The 16,687-nt window shown below is 43.7% G+C and carries 20 protein-coding genes and 4 pseudogenes; 6 read left to right on the plus strand and 18 right to left on the minus strand.

Annotation, left to right across the window (positions count from 1 at the left end):
- Nucleotides 1–104 precede the first annotated feature (104 nt).
- The 3 genes from JCM11216_RS05765 to JCM11216_RS05775 form a co-directional block, all read right to left on the minus strand.
- The gene (locus JCM11216_RS05765; RefSeq protein ID WP_054853581.1) at nucleotides 105–818 is read right to left on the minus strand and encodes a hypothetical protein; all 714 of its coding nucleotides are present in this window, start codon (nucleotides 816–818) and stop codon (nucleotides 105–107) included.
- 72 nt (nucleotides 819–890) lie between these two features.
- Nucleotides 891–1,292, minus strand: a complete 402-nt coding sequence (locus tag JCM11216_RS05770; protein ID WP_054853582.1) for a hypothetical protein — start codon at nucleotides 1,290–1,292, stop codon at nucleotides 891–893.
- Complete coding sequence (locus tag JCM11216_RS05775) at nucleotides 1,289–1,519, minus strand: hypothetical protein (RefSeq protein ID WP_054853583.1); 231 nt, start codon at nucleotides 1,517–1,519, stop codon at nucleotides 1,289–1,291. Before JCM11216_RS05775 ends, JCM11216_RS05770 begins: the two co-directional genes overlap by 4 nt.
- Before the next feature lie 84 nt (nucleotides 1,520–1,603).
- Between JCM11216_RS05775 and JCM11216_RS05780 the strand changes: the two genes are divergently transcribed.
- A complete protein-coding gene (locus tag JCM11216_RS05780) occupies nucleotides 1,604–1,948 on the plus strand; it encodes a hypothetical protein (protein WP_054853584.1) in 345 nt (114 codons plus the stop codon).
- Nucleotides 1,932–2,291, plus strand: coding sequence for a hypothetical protein (locus JCM11216_RS05785; protein WP_054853585.1), 360 nt, complete (start codon nucleotides 1,932–1,934; stop codon nucleotides 2,289–2,291). Before JCM11216_RS05780 ends, JCM11216_RS05785 begins: the two co-directional genes overlap by 17 nt.
- A gap of 114 nt (nucleotides 2,292–2,405) precedes the next feature.
- On the opposite strand, the gene JCM11216_RS16895 is transcribed toward JCM11216_RS05785, so the two are convergent.
- The 15 genes and pseudogenes from JCM11216_RS16895 to JCM11216_RS05850 form a co-directional block, all read right to left on the minus strand.
- A complete protein-coding gene (locus JCM11216_RS16895) occupies nucleotides 2,406–3,257 on the minus strand; it encodes a hypothetical protein (protein WP_243675357.1) in 852 nt (283 codons plus the stop codon).
- Nucleotides 3,254–3,673, minus strand: coding sequence for a hypothetical protein (locus JCM11216_RS16900; protein ID WP_243675431.1), 420 nt, complete (start codon nucleotides 3,671–3,673; stop codon nucleotides 3,254–3,256). Before JCM11216_RS16900 ends, JCM11216_RS16895 begins: the two co-directional genes overlap by 4 nt.
- A 5-nt stretch (nucleotides 3,674–3,678) precedes the next feature.
- Nucleotides 3,679–4,250 (minus strand): annotated as a pseudogene (locus JCM11216_RS05795) (SAM-dependent methyltransferase).
- A 129-nt stretch (nucleotides 4,251–4,379) separates the two neighbouring features.
- Nucleotides 4,380–5,174 (minus strand): hypothetical protein, encoded by a 795-nt coding sequence (locus JCM11216_RS05805; protein ID WP_054853588.1) that lies wholly within the window; start codon nucleotides 5,172–5,174, stop codon nucleotides 4,380–4,382.
- Between the two features lie 94 nt (nucleotides 5,175–5,268).
- Nucleotides 5,269–5,850, minus strand: coding sequence for a hypothetical protein (locus JCM11216_RS05810; protein ID WP_054853589.1), 582 nt, complete (start codon nucleotides 5,848–5,850; stop codon nucleotides 5,269–5,271).
- Nucleotides 5,851–5,906: 56 nt separating this feature from the next.
- Nucleotides 5,907–6,206 carry a hypothetical protein gene (locus tag JCM11216_RS05815; RefSeq protein WP_243675358.1) on the minus strand — a complete coding sequence of 100 codons (300 nt, stop codon included), beginning with the start codon at nucleotides 6,204–6,206 and terminating at the stop codon, nucleotides 5,907–5,909.
- Nucleotides 6,207–6,284: 78 nt separating this feature from the next.
- Nucleotides 6,285–7,581: pseudogene (gene sat / locus JCM11216_RS05820) on the minus strand (sulfate adenylyltransferase).
- Nucleotides 7,582–7,677: 96 nt separating this feature from the next.
- Nucleotides 7,678–9,585 (minus strand): annotated as a pseudogene (aprA, locus tag JCM11216_RS05825) (adenylyl-sulfate reductase subunit alpha).
- Between the two features lie 4 nt (nucleotides 9,586–9,589).
- Complete coding sequence (aprB, locus tag JCM11216_RS05830; protein WP_054853632.1) at nucleotides 9,590–10,084, minus strand: adenylyl-sulfate reductase subunit beta; 495 nt, start codon at nucleotides 10,082–10,084, stop codon at nucleotides 9,590–9,592.
- Nucleotides 10,085–10,146: 62 nt separating this feature from the next.
- Complete coding sequence (locus JCM11216_RS16905; RefSeq protein WP_243675360.1) at nucleotides 10,147–10,356, minus strand: hypothetical protein; 210 nt, start codon at nucleotides 10,354–10,356, stop codon at nucleotides 10,147–10,149.
- Nucleotides 10,357–10,420: 64 nt separating this feature from the next.
- Nucleotides 10,421–10,564: a hypothetical protein gene (locus JCM11216_RS16910; protein WP_243675362.1), complete on the minus strand. Its 144-nt coding sequence runs from the start codon at nucleotides 10,562–10,564 to the stop codon at nucleotides 10,421–10,423.
- A gap of 31 nt (nucleotides 10,565–10,595) precedes the next feature.
- On the minus strand, nucleotides 10,596–10,952 hold the full coding sequence (locus tag JCM11216_RS16915) for a hypothetical protein (protein WP_243675364.1): 357 nt from the start codon (nucleotides 10,950–10,952) through the stop codon (nucleotides 10,596–10,598).
- A gap of 555 nt (nucleotides 10,953–11,507) precedes the next feature.
- Nucleotides 11,508–11,738 (minus strand): hypothetical protein, encoded by a 231-nt coding sequence (locus JCM11216_RS16920; protein ID WP_243675365.1) that lies wholly within the window; start codon nucleotides 11,736–11,738, stop codon nucleotides 11,508–11,510.
- 330 nt (nucleotides 11,739–12,068) lie between these two features.
- Nucleotides 12,069–13,485: pseudogene (locus JCM11216_RS05845) on the minus strand ((Fe-S)-binding protein).
- Between the two features lie 87 nt (nucleotides 13,486–13,572).
- Nucleotides 13,573–14,307: a respiratory nitrate reductase subunit gamma gene (locus JCM11216_RS05850; RefSeq protein WP_054853590.1), complete on the minus strand. Its 735-nt coding sequence runs from the start codon at nucleotides 14,305–14,307 to the stop codon at nucleotides 13,573–13,575.
- A 138-nt stretch (nucleotides 14,308–14,445) separates the two neighbouring features.
- On the opposite strand from JCM11216_RS05850, the gene JCM11216_RS05855 reads away from it, so the two are divergent.
- The 4 genes from JCM11216_RS05855 to JCM11216_RS05865 are packed head-to-tail and all read left to right on the plus strand — an operon-like array spanning nucleotide 14,446 to nucleotide 16,628.
- Entirely contained in the window at nucleotides 14,446–14,961 is a 516-nt protein-coding gene (locus tag JCM11216_RS05855) for a hypothetical protein (protein ID WP_054853591.1), read from the plus strand.
- Between the two features lie 39 nt (nucleotides 14,962–15,000).
- Nucleotides 15,001–15,447 carry an FAD-dependent oxidoreductase gene (locus tag JCM11216_RS16925; RefSeq protein WP_243675367.1) on the plus strand — a complete coding sequence of 149 codons (447 nt, stop codon included), beginning with the start codon at nucleotides 15,001–15,003 and terminating at the stop codon, nucleotides 15,445–15,447.
- Complete coding sequence (locus tag JCM11216_RS16930; protein WP_243675368.1) at nucleotides 15,425–16,189, plus strand: FAD/NAD(P)-binding oxidoreductase; 765 nt, start codon at nucleotides 15,425–15,427, stop codon at nucleotides 16,187–16,189. The genes JCM11216_RS16925 and JCM11216_RS16930 overlap by 23 nt, the downstream gene beginning before the upstream one ends.
- 1 nt (nucleotide 16,190) lies before the next feature.
- Nucleotides 16,191–16,628: a DUF1641 domain-containing protein gene (locus JCM11216_RS05865; RefSeq protein WP_054853592.1), complete on the plus strand. Its 438-nt coding sequence runs from the start codon at nucleotides 16,191–16,193 to the stop codon at nucleotides 16,626–16,628.
- Nucleotides 16,629–16,687: the final 59 nt, after the last annotated feature.

Consider the following 16,687-nt stretch of genomic DNA (forward strand, 5'->3'; position numbering starts at 1 on the left):
CCTTATAAACTTTATTCCACATTATGGAAATTAAATTAATATAAAATTCAATAACATTGATAATTAATAAATAATAATGAATAGAATTGCCTAGTAAAATTCACTTAACTTAACCTGACTATCGTATTAATCAATGACGCATCCCTAAGGAGACCAAGGTAATAGTAATCCTCGTTAGCCTCAATCACCACTAAATACTCACTTACCAGTAATCTCTTGAGTATCTCATTGACAATGAAGTACTGAGTGTATGACGGTCTCCTCAATTCATTATTAAGAACCCAACTCCTCAGTCCATTGTAGAAATCGGTAATTACCGCAACCATGTGCTTTGATAATTCATTCAGCGCCTTATCAACTTCCTTATTATCCCTTAATTCATCCCTAAATAACTTAATCACAGCGCTATTGTTCATCACCTCATCGTATGCCCAGGCAACGTGGTCAAGTACATGCCTACACACGAAGTAATTATTGAAGAATCTTAATGTCCTCATTACTAAATCAATGTAATTAATAAGCAATTGCTCCTTATTCTTAACCTTACCCATCCTCCTACCAAGGGTTAATGAACCATCCTCATGCATGTCTAAGTACTCCTTCACACGTGCCACTGAGGGGCCTATCAGTGCCAGGTCAATTATGTATGCACTAGGAATTATTGCACCTTTCTCTATCTTAATTAATTGATCCATTGGGACCAGGTGTATCTTAACGAAAATATCAGCCCTCTCTCTAATCAATGAGTTAGGTTCAAATAGCCTAACCTTAGTTATTGCATTCTCGATAATACTATTTACTATACTGGCATTATCCACAATAATATTTATGTAAAGTTCTTTATTAATGCTATTCCACAATTTACGTGAAACATAATGTAATGGATTAAGCTAGTATAGACCCACATAAGTACAGTCATCACTTACCCTCAATAATATGAGTACTGAACCATTAATAGTTCTAAGGATTTCTTCGGGTACATTATAATTTACGTATATTTGGTTTCCCATTGAATAATTAAGTAAGTTACAAGTAACTAAATTAAATAATTCATTTAACGCCTTTATAACGGCTCTCTCCTTAATTCCATAATTAGTTAATTTACTAATAAGGTTACTATTGGTTATCTTATCATAAGCCCATATTAAGTAGTTAAGTACATCACCACAAAGGAGGTACCCACGAAACATCATTAATAGCCTTAACTCATGATTAAGGTAGGTACTTAGTAATGTTAGGTACTCTTTCCTTACTCGTGATTTGCATGGCTTACCATCACTTAGTACTATCAATGCCCCCCCTTAATGATTAATTTACCTTCAGTATTAATCTTAATTTTAATAGCATTATTATTGAAATCGACAAACGCATTGATTGGTACTATATGAGCCTTGATGAATAACTCAGCATTTTCTTTAACCCTACTATTTGGACCATACACCTTGACTAGGCCTATGGCGTTCTTAACAAGTTCATTAAGTTCATTGGGCAGATTAAGCTCTATGCATTGTTTAATCATTATTGCCTAGTCTCATAATTGTGAGATTTAAAATTAATTCCACGTGAAATAAGCATTTTTAATTTGACTATTGGGAAATCCTAGATGATGCCTGGAATTAGTATTGACATTGTGCATCTGATGATTCTAAAACTAATACTTCATGCCGTTCGTGAGAATATGAGGGATGATGCGCCAAACCCATTATGGTTGTCATTAGCTGGGCATATTAGTAAGGCTACATTCTACAGGAAGGTCTCTGAGCTGGAGATTATGGGATTGCTTGAGAGGGTCAGTAGGAATAAGTACTTAATAAGCGTTGGTGGTTACCTAGCTCTTCTTTTTGCGTATTTCATGCATATTGGCGATATAGACCGGGATACTGCGCAGGCAGCGATTAACGCTATTAGGGGGGGTAATTGGGGGGGGTTTAGTGGGGGGGTTTGGTGATTATGAGATTGAGAGTTACGTAAGGCTACTCTACTTGAGTAGTAAGGGGGGGAGACTTAGTAATGAATTAATGGCGCTTTACCAGGAGTATCCCAGGAACGTTCTCTTCATATTACCCAGCAATCTTAAAATGGCAACCACTGATTCATTGTATGAAGAGTTAATTAATATGTATGGGGGGGATAGGAATACCGTTAATAACGCTAGGAGGGTTATTGCCAAGGCATTGATTGAGTACTTCCCCACCACGGTCATAAATGGATGTAGGGCTGTGGCGTTCATGAGCGATGGCGAAGCTAAGGTATTAGCCATGCAGTGCGGTAATGATTACATACTTAACTAAGCCGCCTATCATTTAGCAATCTCCTAATGACTCTACCAACCACGTCATACGTGTCCGGATGAATGTGCAGGTAATGGGCATATGCATTGTTTATTTGGAATCCATCAAATCCATTTACCCCCCCGCGCCCCCCCTCTCGTACTTAATGGCGAAGTCGTAATTCCCATGCAGGATTAATGAGGAGTAATGGAATTCGTGACCCATTATTACAGTGCCGGCATCACCAATAATGGAGTCCCTAATTATCCTGGCCTTTGCGTAGCCGTACCAAACAGGTCTTTTGCGCATTATCGTTACAGCGTCTATGGCGCCTACCATCTCGTACTCCTCATTATTGTAGACTATCGAGTTCGTCAGGTACATCAAACCACCGCACTCAGCATATAGGTACTTCCCTGAATCTATGAATCTACGTACATCAGCCCTAAGCGCCCTATTCCTCTCAAGGTATTCCCCATAAACCTCAGGAAAACCACCACCAATTAATAACAGGTCTACGTCGCCAAGTCCCTGATCAACCTCTGGGTCAATAAACTTAATATTATTCGTGAAGGACTGTATCCTCTCTATCATCTCTGGGTAATAGAATGTAAACACCCTCCCACTTAATATGCCTACCCTTAATTCGTTGCGAACAATGTTAGACGTCTCGGGACTTACGTCATCCCTTACGTTAAGAGGTTCTGAGTACTCCCTGGCTACCTTAATGACCTTGTTAACATCTATAAAATTCGACGCTTCATTAAATACATCAACTAAGCGTTGCCTATTGATCTCCTCAGCATGTATCAGCCCCCCCAGGTGCCTATACTGCATTATATCCTCAATGTCATCACTCCTTGGTACATAACCGAGGAACTCCAAGCCCTCACTCTCCACGGCAACCCTCAATTTATCAATCTGCCTCGGCGTAGTATTGGTAACTATGGCGCCCACGATCTTCACCTCACGATCAAAATCCCTCAACCCCCCCTAATTATCGCCCTCACAGTCCTATTAATCCTCTCCCCCCCATTAATGACAAACACAATGGGCGCCCTGAGCAGCTTAGCTATTTGGGCGGTGCTACCCACCTCACTGATACCATCAACGCTATCGTAAAGCCCTGATACACCTTCGATGATAGCGATGTCTGAGTTCAGGGAATACCTATAAAACCTCGTTACTACCTTATCACCCATCAGCACGTAGTCCAGGTTCCTACTTGGCGCATTCACAATTACTGAGTGGTAGCTTGGATCTATGTAGTCAGGACCAACCTTAAACATGGATACCTTAAGCCCTGCCTTAATTAAAGCGTAAGCCAATGCTAGGGTTACTGCGGTCTTACCATTCTTACCCTTATATGAAGCCACGACAAGCCTAGGCACTGTCACCTCCATGCCTATCACGCCTCAATATGAAGATGAGTGATGGGGGCCTTCACATCATCAATGTCAGAGCCATTATTGAGTCTATGAAACTCCTCGTCTGGGTATGTAACCCTACTAACTATTAAAACCTCGTGATCACCATCTAATTTACTAATTAATTCCTTAATCATCCTCGTGCCCATGAAGACGACCTTAACGTCAGCCTTAACATCGTAGTCAATGTCTGGATACGCCATCAACGCAACCACACCCCCCCTCAATTCAACCATGTACTTGGCTGCGGCTGCCGTAAAACTACTGACCCCCCCCGGCACTATTTCACAGGGAACACCATTACGTAGGGCATCCCTGCAAATCTCAATTCCCCTGCCAAATATTACTGGGTCACCATTCTTGAGGAAGACCACGTTAAGTCCTTTCCTGCTAATTCTATCGCCTTAATTACGTACTCCCTATGCGCATCGCCTCTTACATGTCCCATGAATATCTTCCTGGCATTCGGCGCATACATGCTTATTATCTCCTCATTAACTAAGGAACCGTAAAACACAACGTCAGCCCTCCTCAATACCTTAATAGCCTTCACGGTAATAAGCTCGGGATCCCAAGGACCTGCACCAACAACGTAAATCGGGATAATAATCACCTATTACTTAACCTATTGGTTTATGGTAATTAAATAATGGTTATTACACATGGCATGTAAAATCCCAGGTTATTCTAAAATACGAATCTTCCTCAATTCCTTAATTTCACGTAGTAAAACACAATCATGGCAATCACTTGGTATTCGCATACCCATGCATGATTTTCCGCAAAGCCTGCACATGTAAACATACATGTTACCATCAAGGCCTATATTAATCACGAATTTATCATTACCAATTAGGATTGATGATTTCGTAATTATACCGCCATCAATAATTAACCTATTAATTAAATAATGCATCGCTATGTTAATTATATCATTAAGTAGATCGTACCTAATTAATGACTTTAATTGATCTCTACGCTCGAGTATTATCATCATGACTGTTCTGGGGTCATCAATTACTCTCATAATACTGCCATCAATGCTTATCAACGCAGGTAACACATTTATTATCTTCATGACCCTTTGACAACAATAACTCCTTAGATGCCATTTTTGACATAGCTTATTAAAAATCATACCTTCATCGTCAACGCAATTGAGGGCCAGACACGTCAATAGGCCCTTAACCGTTGATACGTACATATTTCTCTCACTATTGACTTCACCAATACTTAATGACCTTATTAGCCCATATTGAATCATTTTCCTAGCCTTCTTGTAAACCGTTGAGATGGCAAACCTCGTATTCTTGGAAATCCTGTATAACGTCACTGGTTCGTTATAAATAATATAAGCCAATAGATCCTTGGTGGTATCGTCAATATCCATCTCGGACTGGAGACGCTGCCGTAGTAATCGAATAGTATTAACGTGATCATCACTAATTATAGGTCTATTCATCAACATAGTGTTCATCAGTTACGTATATATTCAGATGAATAAATATGATTTGATCAGTGCATAAAATGCATTAAATAAAATCCCTTATAAATAAAGGGCGTATCTCTATTTAAGGATTCTTCTTAGTATTTAATATGCACGTCATTACATCTACCGTGACATTAACATTATCGACAAACGAATTACTCACCTCAACTAAGTAGAGGCCCGGGTCAAACCTTTGGGACCACATCACGTTATTCACGTCAAAGTAACCAACGAGTATTACATCCTCTGCGTAATACGCATTATCACTTATGAGCTCGCCAACTCTCTTTATTAATAGGGTTACGTTGCCTAACTGCGTTAATACTGTAATTAATGAAACACCAATGAAGTCCCTGGGTACCATTATTGGGCAGTAAATAGATTCATGCCTACGTAATTGAAACCCAACCAATCTACATGAACTAATCATCGATAAAAACCGCCTAATATCCTCCATACCCAATGCAGCAAGCGGAGTTTCGGAAAGGACCTGGGCAATTAACCTGGCAACCTCCTTAGCCTGACCTAACGGTATGCGCCTCTTCCTCAATTCGCTTATGCACATTTTAACCTTATCAATTTGCTCATCGGTAACATTAATACCTCGATCTCTAAGCTCCTCCCTTAGTGTCTTAATGACCTCTTCCTCGTAGTTATGAAGCATAGGTAAGACCTTATAATGAAAATATTTCTATTTTTAATAAGACCAAGGTACTCTTCTTACTTCTCTTCAGGCAATATAGGTGGTGGTAAGTACTCCTCCTCCTTAGCAGATAACTCCTTAATCCTGCCTAGTCTCTCAGGCTTCAATAATTCATCGAAGACCTCCCTACCAACACTTTTCAACTGAGCAATAACCTCAAAGAGCTCCCTCTTAAAGGCCACAGGCGTCTCCTCAATGAAGCCCCTGGCGTCAATCCTAGCCCTTGGGAATTCCTTCAAGATCCTCTGGGCAACGTCGTCGGGGGGGACCTCAAGTTCAATTACCTTAAGATAGCCACCGTATAAATCCTTAACCAACTTCTCCAGAGGCGTCCCCCCTTATCCTCTCGAGTCTCGCCTTATCCAGTATCACGGAGATCTTATAGGGCATGCCCATCACCTCCTCAACGGCACCTCCATTGGTGGTACATCAATCTCGAGCTCCCTCTCCTTTAACTCAAGGTACTTCTTATTAACGAATGGGTAGCCGTAGACCCTCCACCACTTAACAATCACCCTATAGACCTCGGGCCTAAAGATTATTGGCGGTGGTTCAATGCCCTCAGCTATTAACCCCCTAATGAAGCTACCGCTGAACCTCTGGGCTATATCCGTGTGAGCGCACGTATCGCTATAGGTTATTTCACCGCATTTCGGGCAGTACCAGAACTCCTTGATATTGACGGGCCTTATCTTAAGACCCTTATCGAGGTCGTAAGGCGGCGCATTTAATCCGAAGCTTGGTATTCCCCCCCTCTCCCAGAGTATTTGTGTTGCGTATGGGTCGTAGTAATCACCAACGGCTGCATGGTCCCTACCAAACATGTGATGCGTGCAACCCATGTTCTGCCTAATGATACCGTGTAATAGCGACTCGAGTGGGTTACCATACCTCATGTCCCACAGTGTGAAGGTGACTATGTGTCTCTTCGGGCTTATGTAGCCGTACTTATTTAATGCCTCGTGGCCCTCAAGTATTGCCTCATCCACGAAGTCACCGAGTCTCTTCGCGCCGATTATGGCGTTGACGAGTATTCCATGGCACGGCTCAATATCGCTAGGTAAGCCGCGTTCTTCATCAAGTGCTCATGGCCGGTGTGTGGCACATTCCTAGTCTGGTGAGCGATCACTGTTCTCCAGCCCCCCCTCCTTTGAATCTCCTCGCGAGACTTAGCCGGTGGGTACCAGAACCTATTATACGGCTCTTTAAACACGGGTTCGTTAATTACGTACACCTTACCTGCCAATGCTGTGCCGGTCATACTCCTATATATCAACCAGCCGGGGTGTTTCTCATCAAACCTCTTCTTAACAACCTCGGGATTCCTCTCCGGCGTTCCAAACGTCCTATCAGCCAAGTCCTTGGGATCAAACCTCCAAATCTCCTCAACATCAAGTATTGCAAACGGTTGTCCCTTAAGCCTAAGTAATAACCTATCACCCTCCTTAACACCAAGCTTTTTCAGATCATCCTCATTAATATCAAATATTATTGGGAATGGGAACAACCAACCATCGAGGAGTCTCCTCTCCCTAAGTACATTCTCAACCTCATTCCTAGTCATGAACCTATCCAGTGGGCTGAAGAAGCCATAGGCAATGGACATGATCTCCCTATACACGTTCCTAATGGGTAGGCCGCTCACTGGTCCCTAGTGGCCTTTATGTCGTAGGGTATCGCGCCGGCGGCCATGTTAATGGCCTTATCCCTATCCTTAATCACCGCATCCACCAGTTTTCCACCGTGTGGGGGGGTGGCATGTAGACCTTGAGACTCATACCGACCACCTCATGGGAACTCTATTATGTGAATCACGGGCACCTTCCATAACTCCCACTGCCCAGTCTTTGCATCGTACCTTGAGTTAACGAATACGTGCCAATTCTCATCATCCAGCGCTGGGTAGTCCGCCCTAACGTAGTAACCAGGCCACCTGGTCTCCTTCCTAAACAGCATGTGCCTAATCACGGCCTCTGCAGTCAATATCCTATGCCAAAGCTCCCAAACCCTCATTAACTCGTGCCAGTCCTGGGCCGCTGCGTAATTCGCGAAGTCCTCCTTAAGGAACTGCAGCAGTTCCAGTGCCCTATTAAGCATCCACTCATTGGTTATGTACATTGTTGACCAACCACCTGCGTACTCATCCATGATCTTCTGAAGCCTAAACAAGCCCTGCTTCCAGTACATCTTAGTTGGGTCTATTGGGTGCATGTAGCTTGGTCCAGTGACAACGCTGTACTTACCCTTCTGGTAATGTTCTAGTGGTTCCATTACCTTGGCTATTAATGAATCGACCTGCGCCTTATCCACCTCAACCTTCTCATCACTGTGATCCATCACGTATAATACGGCGGACTTACCCGCCAACCTGCCCTCAGTAAATGAACCACTACTAAACTTATGCGGATTAGCACCGCATGCATCACCTGCGCAGAATAAGCCGTCCAACGTTGTCATCCTATTATAACCCCAGTAATACTGGTATCCTCTATCGTCAGGTAAACCCTCGATCTTCCTGGGCGCCAGATCCTCAGGGCCGCTGGACCATGCACCGCACTCAGTGGCGTGGCTACCCATCACGTAGGGTTCCGTGGTAATTACCTCATAGGGCCTATCGGCAGGTTCATGGTTCTGCCCAGCCATATGACTACCTGGCTTATGGTCATGTCCAGGAAGTCCTCATACGCTATGGCCTCACTCTCCGTACCCTTCTTAACGGTCTCGTCAGTCCTCATGAGGCTTGGCCCACGGCCAGCCATCCACTCAAGGCGTTGAGCGAATACCCTAAGTGTTGTTGGAGTAATGGGTAAGTCTACGTACTTACCTTTACCGCTGTATAGCTTCCTTATCTCATCGACATGGGGGCTTCCAGAAGTCCTGGCCATACGCATTGCTGATCCTCGTCTTAAGCAATAACTGATAAGCACCAACAGGTCCATAGCCGTCCTTAAATCTTGGTACCACAAACCTGGCCTCCATCATCGTCATCACAGCGCCAGCCTCAATCAACATGCCGTAGGATGATGCCGAGGACCACGGCGGATACCAACTCCTGCCAAGTCCCTCACCCTGGGACCTAGGCCTATAAATCTGTGAGCCACCACCTGCGGCTAGTATGGTTGCCCTTGCCTTGAATACGTAAAATGTGCCGTCATTAACGTTAAAGCCTATGGCGCCAACAACCCTATTGGGGTTGCCAGGGCTCTTAAGCAGGTGCGTAACCATTACCCTATTAAATATGTTCTCATCACCAAGGGCCTTCCTGGCTGCCTCAGCAACTATCGGCTTGTAGGACTCACCATGAATCATTATTTGCCACTTACCCTCCCTAACATAGCACCCAGTCTTTGGCTCGGGCCATATTGGTAGTCCCCCCCACTCATCGAATAGGTGGACTGTTGAGTCAACATGTCTCGCATAGTCGTAAACTAGGTCCTCCCTCACAATACCCATTAAGTCACCCCTGACGTACTTAACGTAGTCCTCAACCGTGTTTTCCTTGCACTTAAGGCCAAGGTACGTGTTTATTGCCGATAGTCCCATCGCCACCGCACCGCTCCTATTAATATTCGCCTTCTCAGCCAATACAATCCTACAGTTCCTGCACCAATACCTGGCCTCCCAAGCGGCTCCACTGCCGGCCATCCCACCGCCGATTATTAGGATGTCCGCATCCACATACCTAACCCTCGTCATATTCTCACCCCCCCCTCACCTCGACCTTAACCACCTCTGGAACCTTCATCCTTGGTAATTCAACACCGAGCTTATTACCACCAAGTTGCTCATGCTCGCAGGATAGGTACGGCGTCCTTAGGAACTCCTTGAGTGGTTCTGGGTACTCCTGCGGTGGCTTTATTGAGCCCCCCCAGGGCGTTGTCCTTATTGGGAATACGAAGTATTTAACCGTGCCATTCCTATACCTAATCGTCCAGTAAACCCTGTTCGTCTTTTCATCCCTATAAACCTCAACGGCACCACCAAGTGGTGTGAAGTCCATGTAACCCCTTATCTGAACAGCGCCCTGCGGACAATGCTTAACGCAGTTGTAACACTCCCAGCAGGACTCCGGCTCCGCGTTATACGCCTTCCTACCGAATATTCCAGACTTTGTGAACCTCATTATGTGGCTCGGGCATACGTTAACGCAGTCCCCACAACCCGTGCACTTGGCTGGGATTACGTAGGAGGGCATGCACACCACCTCATGAGTGCTTCTTTGGATGGCTTGGTACGTGGGACTCAAGCGCTCTCTCGCTAACTCGCCACTCCACGGCCCAAGCAACCTAGCTCCACGCCCTTCCAGGTCCTATACCTATCGTATAACTGCCATATGTACATGTAAATCGCATGCCCAAACTTGGTCCAGGGCATTGTGGCGAACATCATGGCAACCAGGAATATGTGGATACTGAACGTCGTCGCCAATGCGTAGTAATTCATCGGCATTATTAATTCAATACCCATTAGAGCAAAGCCACTCAATGAAACGAAGAAGGCAGCCCAGAGGAAGAAGTCCGTAACCGCAGACTCACTGGTCGGCCTGGTCCCCCTGCCACCTAGCGATCATCATAAGTATAAACCCAATAACTATCAAAATACCACCAACGGCGCCAGTGCCGATGACGGCATATGGACCCATGGGACCAAGCTTACCACCCGGTATGAAAGCCACGAGACCAGGTACGTCACTCGAAACCCACTCATCATAGATGAAGCCTAGGACCGTTGATATCGCCGCAAATACAAAGCCCCCACCAAATTAATGCATGCGCCACCGCCTTAACCCTAGGCTTCCTTAAGTATAGTGATTGTGTATGGCATGAGGTCATTGGCGCGCCATAGAATGGGTATAGGAAAGCCATGACTAAGCCGGCAATAAAGGCGCCCGCGGAGCCCCAATTCCTCGTTGGGCCCCTTATCGGTAATACCCTACTTAAATTTGAAAGGGCCAGTACACCCCTACCTATCTCAACGGCGAAGCCAATAACCATCTCTATAACCAGCGCTATGGCTCCGTAAATTATCCATAGGTGCGGTATTGGTAGGTACAGTTCGATCATCAATTTCATATTACTTTAGTTAAAAAATTATTTATTCCACATGGATTGTGAAAGCTTATATTATGCATATAAATTATTATATATAATAATGAATATAATTGAATATAATATTAATTCTTTATTAATACGGATATATGATTATATTATACAAGTTTCTCCAGCAAAAGTTTAGTGATTTTTCTAAAATAAAATTATTAATAATTAATCATTTTATCAGATTTGATATATCTTTATTTAATTCATTAATTAATGGGCAGTTATTATTGCATGTCGTATACGTTAATACGCAGTTTTTCTCACATAATCTGCATATGTATACATAAAGCATCTTATTGTTCCTGTAGTATCCTATTAGGAATGAATTGTTACCAAGTATTATATCTGGCCTTTTAATGTTTGATGTACTATTTATTATGCTATTTACCAGGTAATAAATCGAGGTATTTTTTACGCTGGTTATTGTTGTCTCGTCAATGAGTTTACTATTTATTGCTGAGTTATTAATTAACGTACTTAATGCCGTTATCATTAGCGTATCTATATTCTCAATTATCCTTAGCTCTCGCCCTTGATTACATACGGTAATATCATCAGTATTGATATTAACCTATTGTTATCATAGTTCCTTAAGTTCCATTTAACCTTAAGTCTATTCAATACGGCATCATCATCGAGACATTTATAGGCTAGACACGTTAGTAATCCCTTAACTGTGGCTTCGTACATGTGCCTTCCATTTAATTTATCATCTGCTTCCTTAGCTGTTATTAAGTTGTTCTTGACCATGTATTTGGCCTTCTTGTAAATTGATGAGATACTATACGGTGTTTCTCTGGAGATCCTGTATAATGTAATTGGCCCCCCCTCATGATTACATAGGCAAGTATGTCATTTACTACATTGTCGTACTCAACATTTACAAGCCTTCTAAGTTCTAGCCTTAAACTCTCTGGGATCGGTTTACCATAATCTATGACGGTGTTATGCTTCATTAAGTATTTACACGTATTCATTTGTTATAAAATCAGTTGATTAGTGCAAAAATTGCATGGCACATTGATAAAATATAAATGGTTGTTTTTCTACCGAAAAATATTAATTATTATTTAAATGAATTTAAACAACTAGCGCCCTATAAACTAGGTCCATTAACCCCCCCGAATACTTAATCTCCTTACCATACATCTTATTCAAGTGTGGAACAACGTGACTGAGCTGAGCCTTGCATATTGAGCATGGCCTAACGACCCACTGCGCACCATGTTTAAGTACATCTTCATACCAAAGCCTTGCGTATTGAATTGCTAGGGGGGGCAGCATTTCGTCAGCCAACATGCCTCCCTGGCCGCCGCAGCACCATGTCTTACCTCTACTGTACTCAGGGTCCACCCATTTCTTAACTACGTGGTTCATTATGAATCTTGGTTCTTCTGTTAGGTCTCCACCCCCCCTGGCGTAGTAATCAGGGTCCTGGTAAATGTACACTATGTCGCCGTTGGCCTCCGGATTAAGCTTTATCTTGCCCCCCCCTTAATGGCATCAACCACGAGATGGAATATGTGTAATCCCTCAATACCATACTCCCTCAACCTCGGTATCACGTAATTCTTGAATGCATGCCAACCATGACCACACTCACAGAATACGGCTAACTTAACACCCAATTCCCTTGCCGCGTTCACGTACATATCGCCAATGTACCTAAGGTGCCTTGGGTCTAGGAATAGGCCGAAGTTCGCGACCTCCAGTAATTTTGTGCTTATTGTGTAGTCCATGCCTATGGCGTGCATGAACAATAGGTGGCCCTTAAGCGTCTCTATGTTCATGAAGAAGTCGGCAGATGACGGGAGTAATAAGGCGTAGGCCGGCTGATCAACCTTGACCTTTACCTCAACTCCCTTCTCCTGCTTTATCTCGTTTATTACGAACTCGAGTATGTTCTTTATAGCGGCTGGTGTCAATGCCATGTTATTCCCTGTCCTCTCCATGTTATCTATTGTCGTAACCACGAATCTAGAGGCCATGCCTAACTCATACAGTATTGATCTCACAGTCCTAGTTAATGATGCTTGGTCTACGCCGAATGGGCATATGGTGGCGCACTTCCTGCATAGTAGGCATTGCCAGTAATACGTATATAGCATCTCCAGGTAGTTCTCATTAATTACCCTAATGGCATTCACTGCCTTACCAAATAGTTTACCGCTTGGTTTTTCGGCCTTAATCACAGCCTTATTAGTTCTGCCCTACCCACGGGCGAGTTCCTAATATCGCCAGTGGTTATGTACGTGGGGCACGCCGTCAAACAAGCACCACAATGAACGCAGGTCTCTACAGCTAGCTTTACATTCCTATTATTCTCGAACTCCTCAAGTAGTCGCTTTTTGAAATACGATACCTTATCAACACCCATTGGTGGTTTAAACCCTACCCTTGCATGGAGTCTTTCGAGAAGCTTTGTATCGGCTTTATGAGGCTTTATGTTCGATGTATCCCCGAACCTGAACTCAGGTAGTTTGTGAGCCATGCTCATCACCCTGGTATTGACTTAACCCTGATCTTAATTGATGGCCTGGCGATTGTGGGTGATATGTATATAAACGAGAATAGGTGCATCATCTTACCCCCATGGGAAGTAGGCTATGAATACCATGGCCAGTATTACGTGGGCTAGGGTTATCGGTGGCGCAGCCATGATGTAGCTAACCGCCTTACTTACATTAAAGGAAGCTAAGTTCCAAATCCAGGGAGCTACTGAGTACTCAAAGAATCCAGGCCTAACATACTCAAGCCATAGGGTCTGTACAAGACCTAATAATATTATTACTAGGAGTAGTGCATCTGCGAAGTAATCATCGAGGTAACTGAGGCTTCTCATTGGCAGTTTAACAACGAAGTTGCCAACCTTAACACTCCTATCAGCTAATCTCCTACTGACGAGAACTAACATTCCAATCAACGCCATGATGCCGCCTAGGCCACCAATGGCCCTAGCCAATAACACGTGCATTGCCGGTGAAATACCCATCGCCTCGAGCTGCTCAGGCGGTATTAATAAGCCGAGGTGACCCACAAGGGCTATCCAAATACCCCCCCAGTGGAACAATAGTGAGCCCATGAACAATGTCGTGTCTGTGCCCGGTAATGTGTAAAATAGGAATATTCTCTTGAGTATCTCAATTGTTATTTTGCCGTAGGAATCATCGTTTACCGTCGCGTTAACGTTGTAGAGCCCGGTCAGCGCCTTCGGCATTAACCACCTGATTAACCTAAATATTATCCCCCCCGCTATGAATATCGCGACGGCAATGTATGGTATGTACCCAAACATTATTAGATACGCGTAATTCATCATTGTTCATACTATGGTTGGGTCATAAATAATAAATGCTGTTACACGTATGACGTGAATGACAAATAGGGCATTGTATGGTATATCACGGCTTAATGTAGAATAAGTAAGTTTAAGGGGGGGTTAATACGATACCTCTTAATGGGCATTGGCGATAAAGTTACCGAGTTAGTAAGGAAAGCCCGTGATGCAGGCTTTCTCGAGTTTTACGAAGTCAATGAATTGGTAAGGAGTATAATTGAGAGCTCCAGTGAAGTTAACGCAATACTTTATAGACCTGGTGAGATGCCTATACTCGTTAATGCTGCTAAGGAGGATGATTATGTATCGATCGCGTTATTGGATTTGAATCTCGCTGAGGAGGTGGGTGCTAAAGACGTACCGCAGCTCATTAATGGGTTTAGGGATCTTGAGGATATAACTACCAGAATAGGCTTTGAACTTTATGGAAGTAGATCAATAGCGCCCTTCCTGTACCCACTGTATCTAGATGAAACTAGTAAGGTTGCCCTCGTGGTCCTAGGTATAAAGTCTGCCGTAAGTAACCAATTATTTAATGAAAACTTTGTTGAAGAATTGATCGAGGATTTAAGATTCAATTCAGACGCATACATATTCCGCATAATTGACGCACTTAGGGTTTCACCTAATAAGTGAAATAACCTGTAAATTCATTATCTCAAACTGCCTTGCTTAATGAAGAGAATAGCCATCATGGGAGGCAACTTTTCTGGAATAGTCGTGGCTAATAAGCTCGCCAAGAGACTTAGGTGGTCTGTGGCTAAGGGTGACGTGGAAATCGCACTATTTGATAAAAGCCCTGAATACCTAATTCATGCAATGCTACCATTAATAACCTTTGGATCAATGAATGAGAAGTACGCTGTGGGCGAGAAGGCAGAGCTGCTGGATCCTAGAATTAAGTACTTCTTCGGTAAGTCAGGCGAGGTGATTAACGTTGACCTAGCCAACAGGACCTTGATTCTAGCTGATGATAGTAAATACTCCTATGACTACCTCGTGATAGCGAGCGGCGCAGACTACGCGCCTGAGGAAGTACCCGGTCTATTGAGGGACTACCACACGTATTACACACTAGAGGGAACCCTGGAACTTAGGAATGCCCTTCAGGGGGTTCAATAGGGGTACAATTGTTGAGCTTTTTGTTGAGTCTCCAATAAAGTGTCCAATAGCGCCGTTAAAGTTTGGCTTGATGCTTGATGATTATCTCAGGGATAGGGGTGTGCGTAGTAGTGTCGATATAGTGCTCCTTTACCCCCCCACGGATCACCTACATGCGCAGCCCGAGGTTAATAAGTTAGGTAGAATCTTACTTGAGGAACGCGGCGTTAAGTATATTTTTAACTTCTCAGTGTCTGAAATAAGACCTGAAGAAAAGGTGGTGGTTAGTGATAAGGGTGAGAGGATTAAGTATGACTTATTGATAACAATACCACCACATAGAGGCGCCAAGGCCATTAGGGATTCGGGCATTGGGGATCCATATGGTTTCGTGCCCTGTGATAGGTACACTCTACAGTACCGTAAGGGTAAAACTAAGTATGATGAGGTTTACGTAATAGGTGACGCCACGGCCCTTGAGGTTGCGAAGGCGGCGTCAGTGGCTCACTACCAATCTGACGTGGTTGTTGAGAACCTAGTCCATGATATAACCGGTGAAGGTTTGCAAATACGGTATAGGGGGGGTGAAACGATATGCCCAATGCTCACGGACCTCTATACACAGCATGGTAGGGGGGGTAGGGCTTGGCTTCCATGGTGGGATTATAAGGTTAATGAAATGCCATTCATGACGACCAGGTTTGGTTGGTGGTTCATAAGGGCATTTTATCTATCATTACCACTGACGATGAGGGGGGGTTAGCATGAGTACGGAAATTCCAGCCAAGGTCATTGAGGAATTGGTTAAGGATATGGATAAGGATAAGGCATTGATAGATATAATAAATAAACTGCTCCTCCTCTATAAATCTGGCGCGCTCGATACCGCAATTGACTTATTAATGACGATAAAGAATATATCTTCAGTGATTACGGATAGTATGGTTGATAATGTAGCGTTAATGCTTAGGGAGTTGGCGCCATTGATTGATGCGCTGGTCAGTAGCCCGTTAGTGAAGATGCTTGGTGATTCGCTAAATGATGTGGAGGTTGATGAGGCGATAATTAAGGTGAGAGAGAAGGGAGTCGGCTTAAGTGACGTGATTGGGCTTATGAGGAATGATGATGTACTAACGGGCTTATACTTATTCCTAACAATCATGAAGTCGTTGGGTAAGAAGGTTAAAGAACTTAAACCGTAGGCGACTTCAATTGACTTACAACTGCCTTAATGTCCGTATCACGTGGAATAACCCTTTTC

This window comes from Vulcanisaeta distributa JCM 11216 (assembly GCF_001315985.1).
GTDB classification, from domain to species: Archaea; Thermoproteota; Thermoprotei; order Thermoproteales; family Thermocladiaceae; genus Vulcanisaeta; species Vulcanisaeta distributa_E.

Coding starts and splice junctions, on each gene's coding strand:
- JCM11216_RS05855 (WP_054853591.1), top strand. CDS start 14,446: ATGGGCATTGGCGATAAAGTTACCGAGTTAGTAAGGAAAGCCCGTGAT.
- JCM11216_RS16900 (WP_243675431.1), bottom strand. CDS start 3,673: ATGGAGGTGACAGTGCCTAGGCTTGTCGTGGCTTCATATAAGGGTAAG.
- JCM11216_RS05805 (WP_054853588.1), bottom strand. CDS start 5,174: ATGAACACTATGTTGATGAATAGACCTATAATTAGTGATGATCACGTT.
- JCM11216_RS05865 (WP_054853592.1), top strand. CDS start 16,191: ATGAGTACGGAAATTCCAGCCAAGGTCATTGAGGAATTGGTTAAGGAT.
- JCM11216_RS16915 (WP_243675364.1), bottom strand. CDS start 10,952: ATGATCGAACTGTACCTACCAATACCGCACCTATGGATAATTTACGGA.
- JCM11216_RS05810 (WP_054853589.1), bottom strand. CDS start 5,850: ATGCTTCATAACTACGAGGAAGAGGTCATTAAGACACTAAGGGAGGAG.
- JCM11216_RS16920 (WP_243675365.1), bottom strand. CDS start 11,738: ATGGTCAAGAACAACTTAATAACAGCTAAGGAAGCAGATGATAAATTA.
- JCM11216_RS16905 (WP_243675360.1), bottom strand. CDS start 10,356: ATGGGTATTGAATTAATAATGCCGATGAATTACTACGCATTGGCGACG.
- JCM11216_RS05850 (WP_054853590.1), bottom strand. CDS start 14,307: ATGATGAATTACGCGTATCTAATAATGTTTGGGTACATACCATACATT.
- aprB (WP_054853632.1), bottom strand. CDS start 10,084: ATGCCCTCCTACGTAATCCCAGCCAAGTGCACGGGTTGTGGGGACTGC.
- JCM11216_RS16925 (WP_243675367.1), top strand. CDS start 15,001: ATGAAGAGAATAGCCATCATGGGAGGCAACTTTTCTGGAATAGTCGTG.
- JCM11216_RS05775 (WP_054853583.1), bottom strand. CDS start 1,519: ATGATTAAACAATGCATAGAGCTTAATCTGCCCAATGAACTTAATGAA.
- JCM11216_RS05780 (WP_054853584.1), top strand. CDS start 1,604: ATGATGCCTGGAATTAGTATTGACATTGTGCATCTGATGATTCTAAAA.
- JCM11216_RS16930 (WP_243675368.1), top strand. CDS start 15,425: ATGCCCTTCAGGGGGTTCAATAGGGGTACAATTGTTGAGCTTTTTGTT.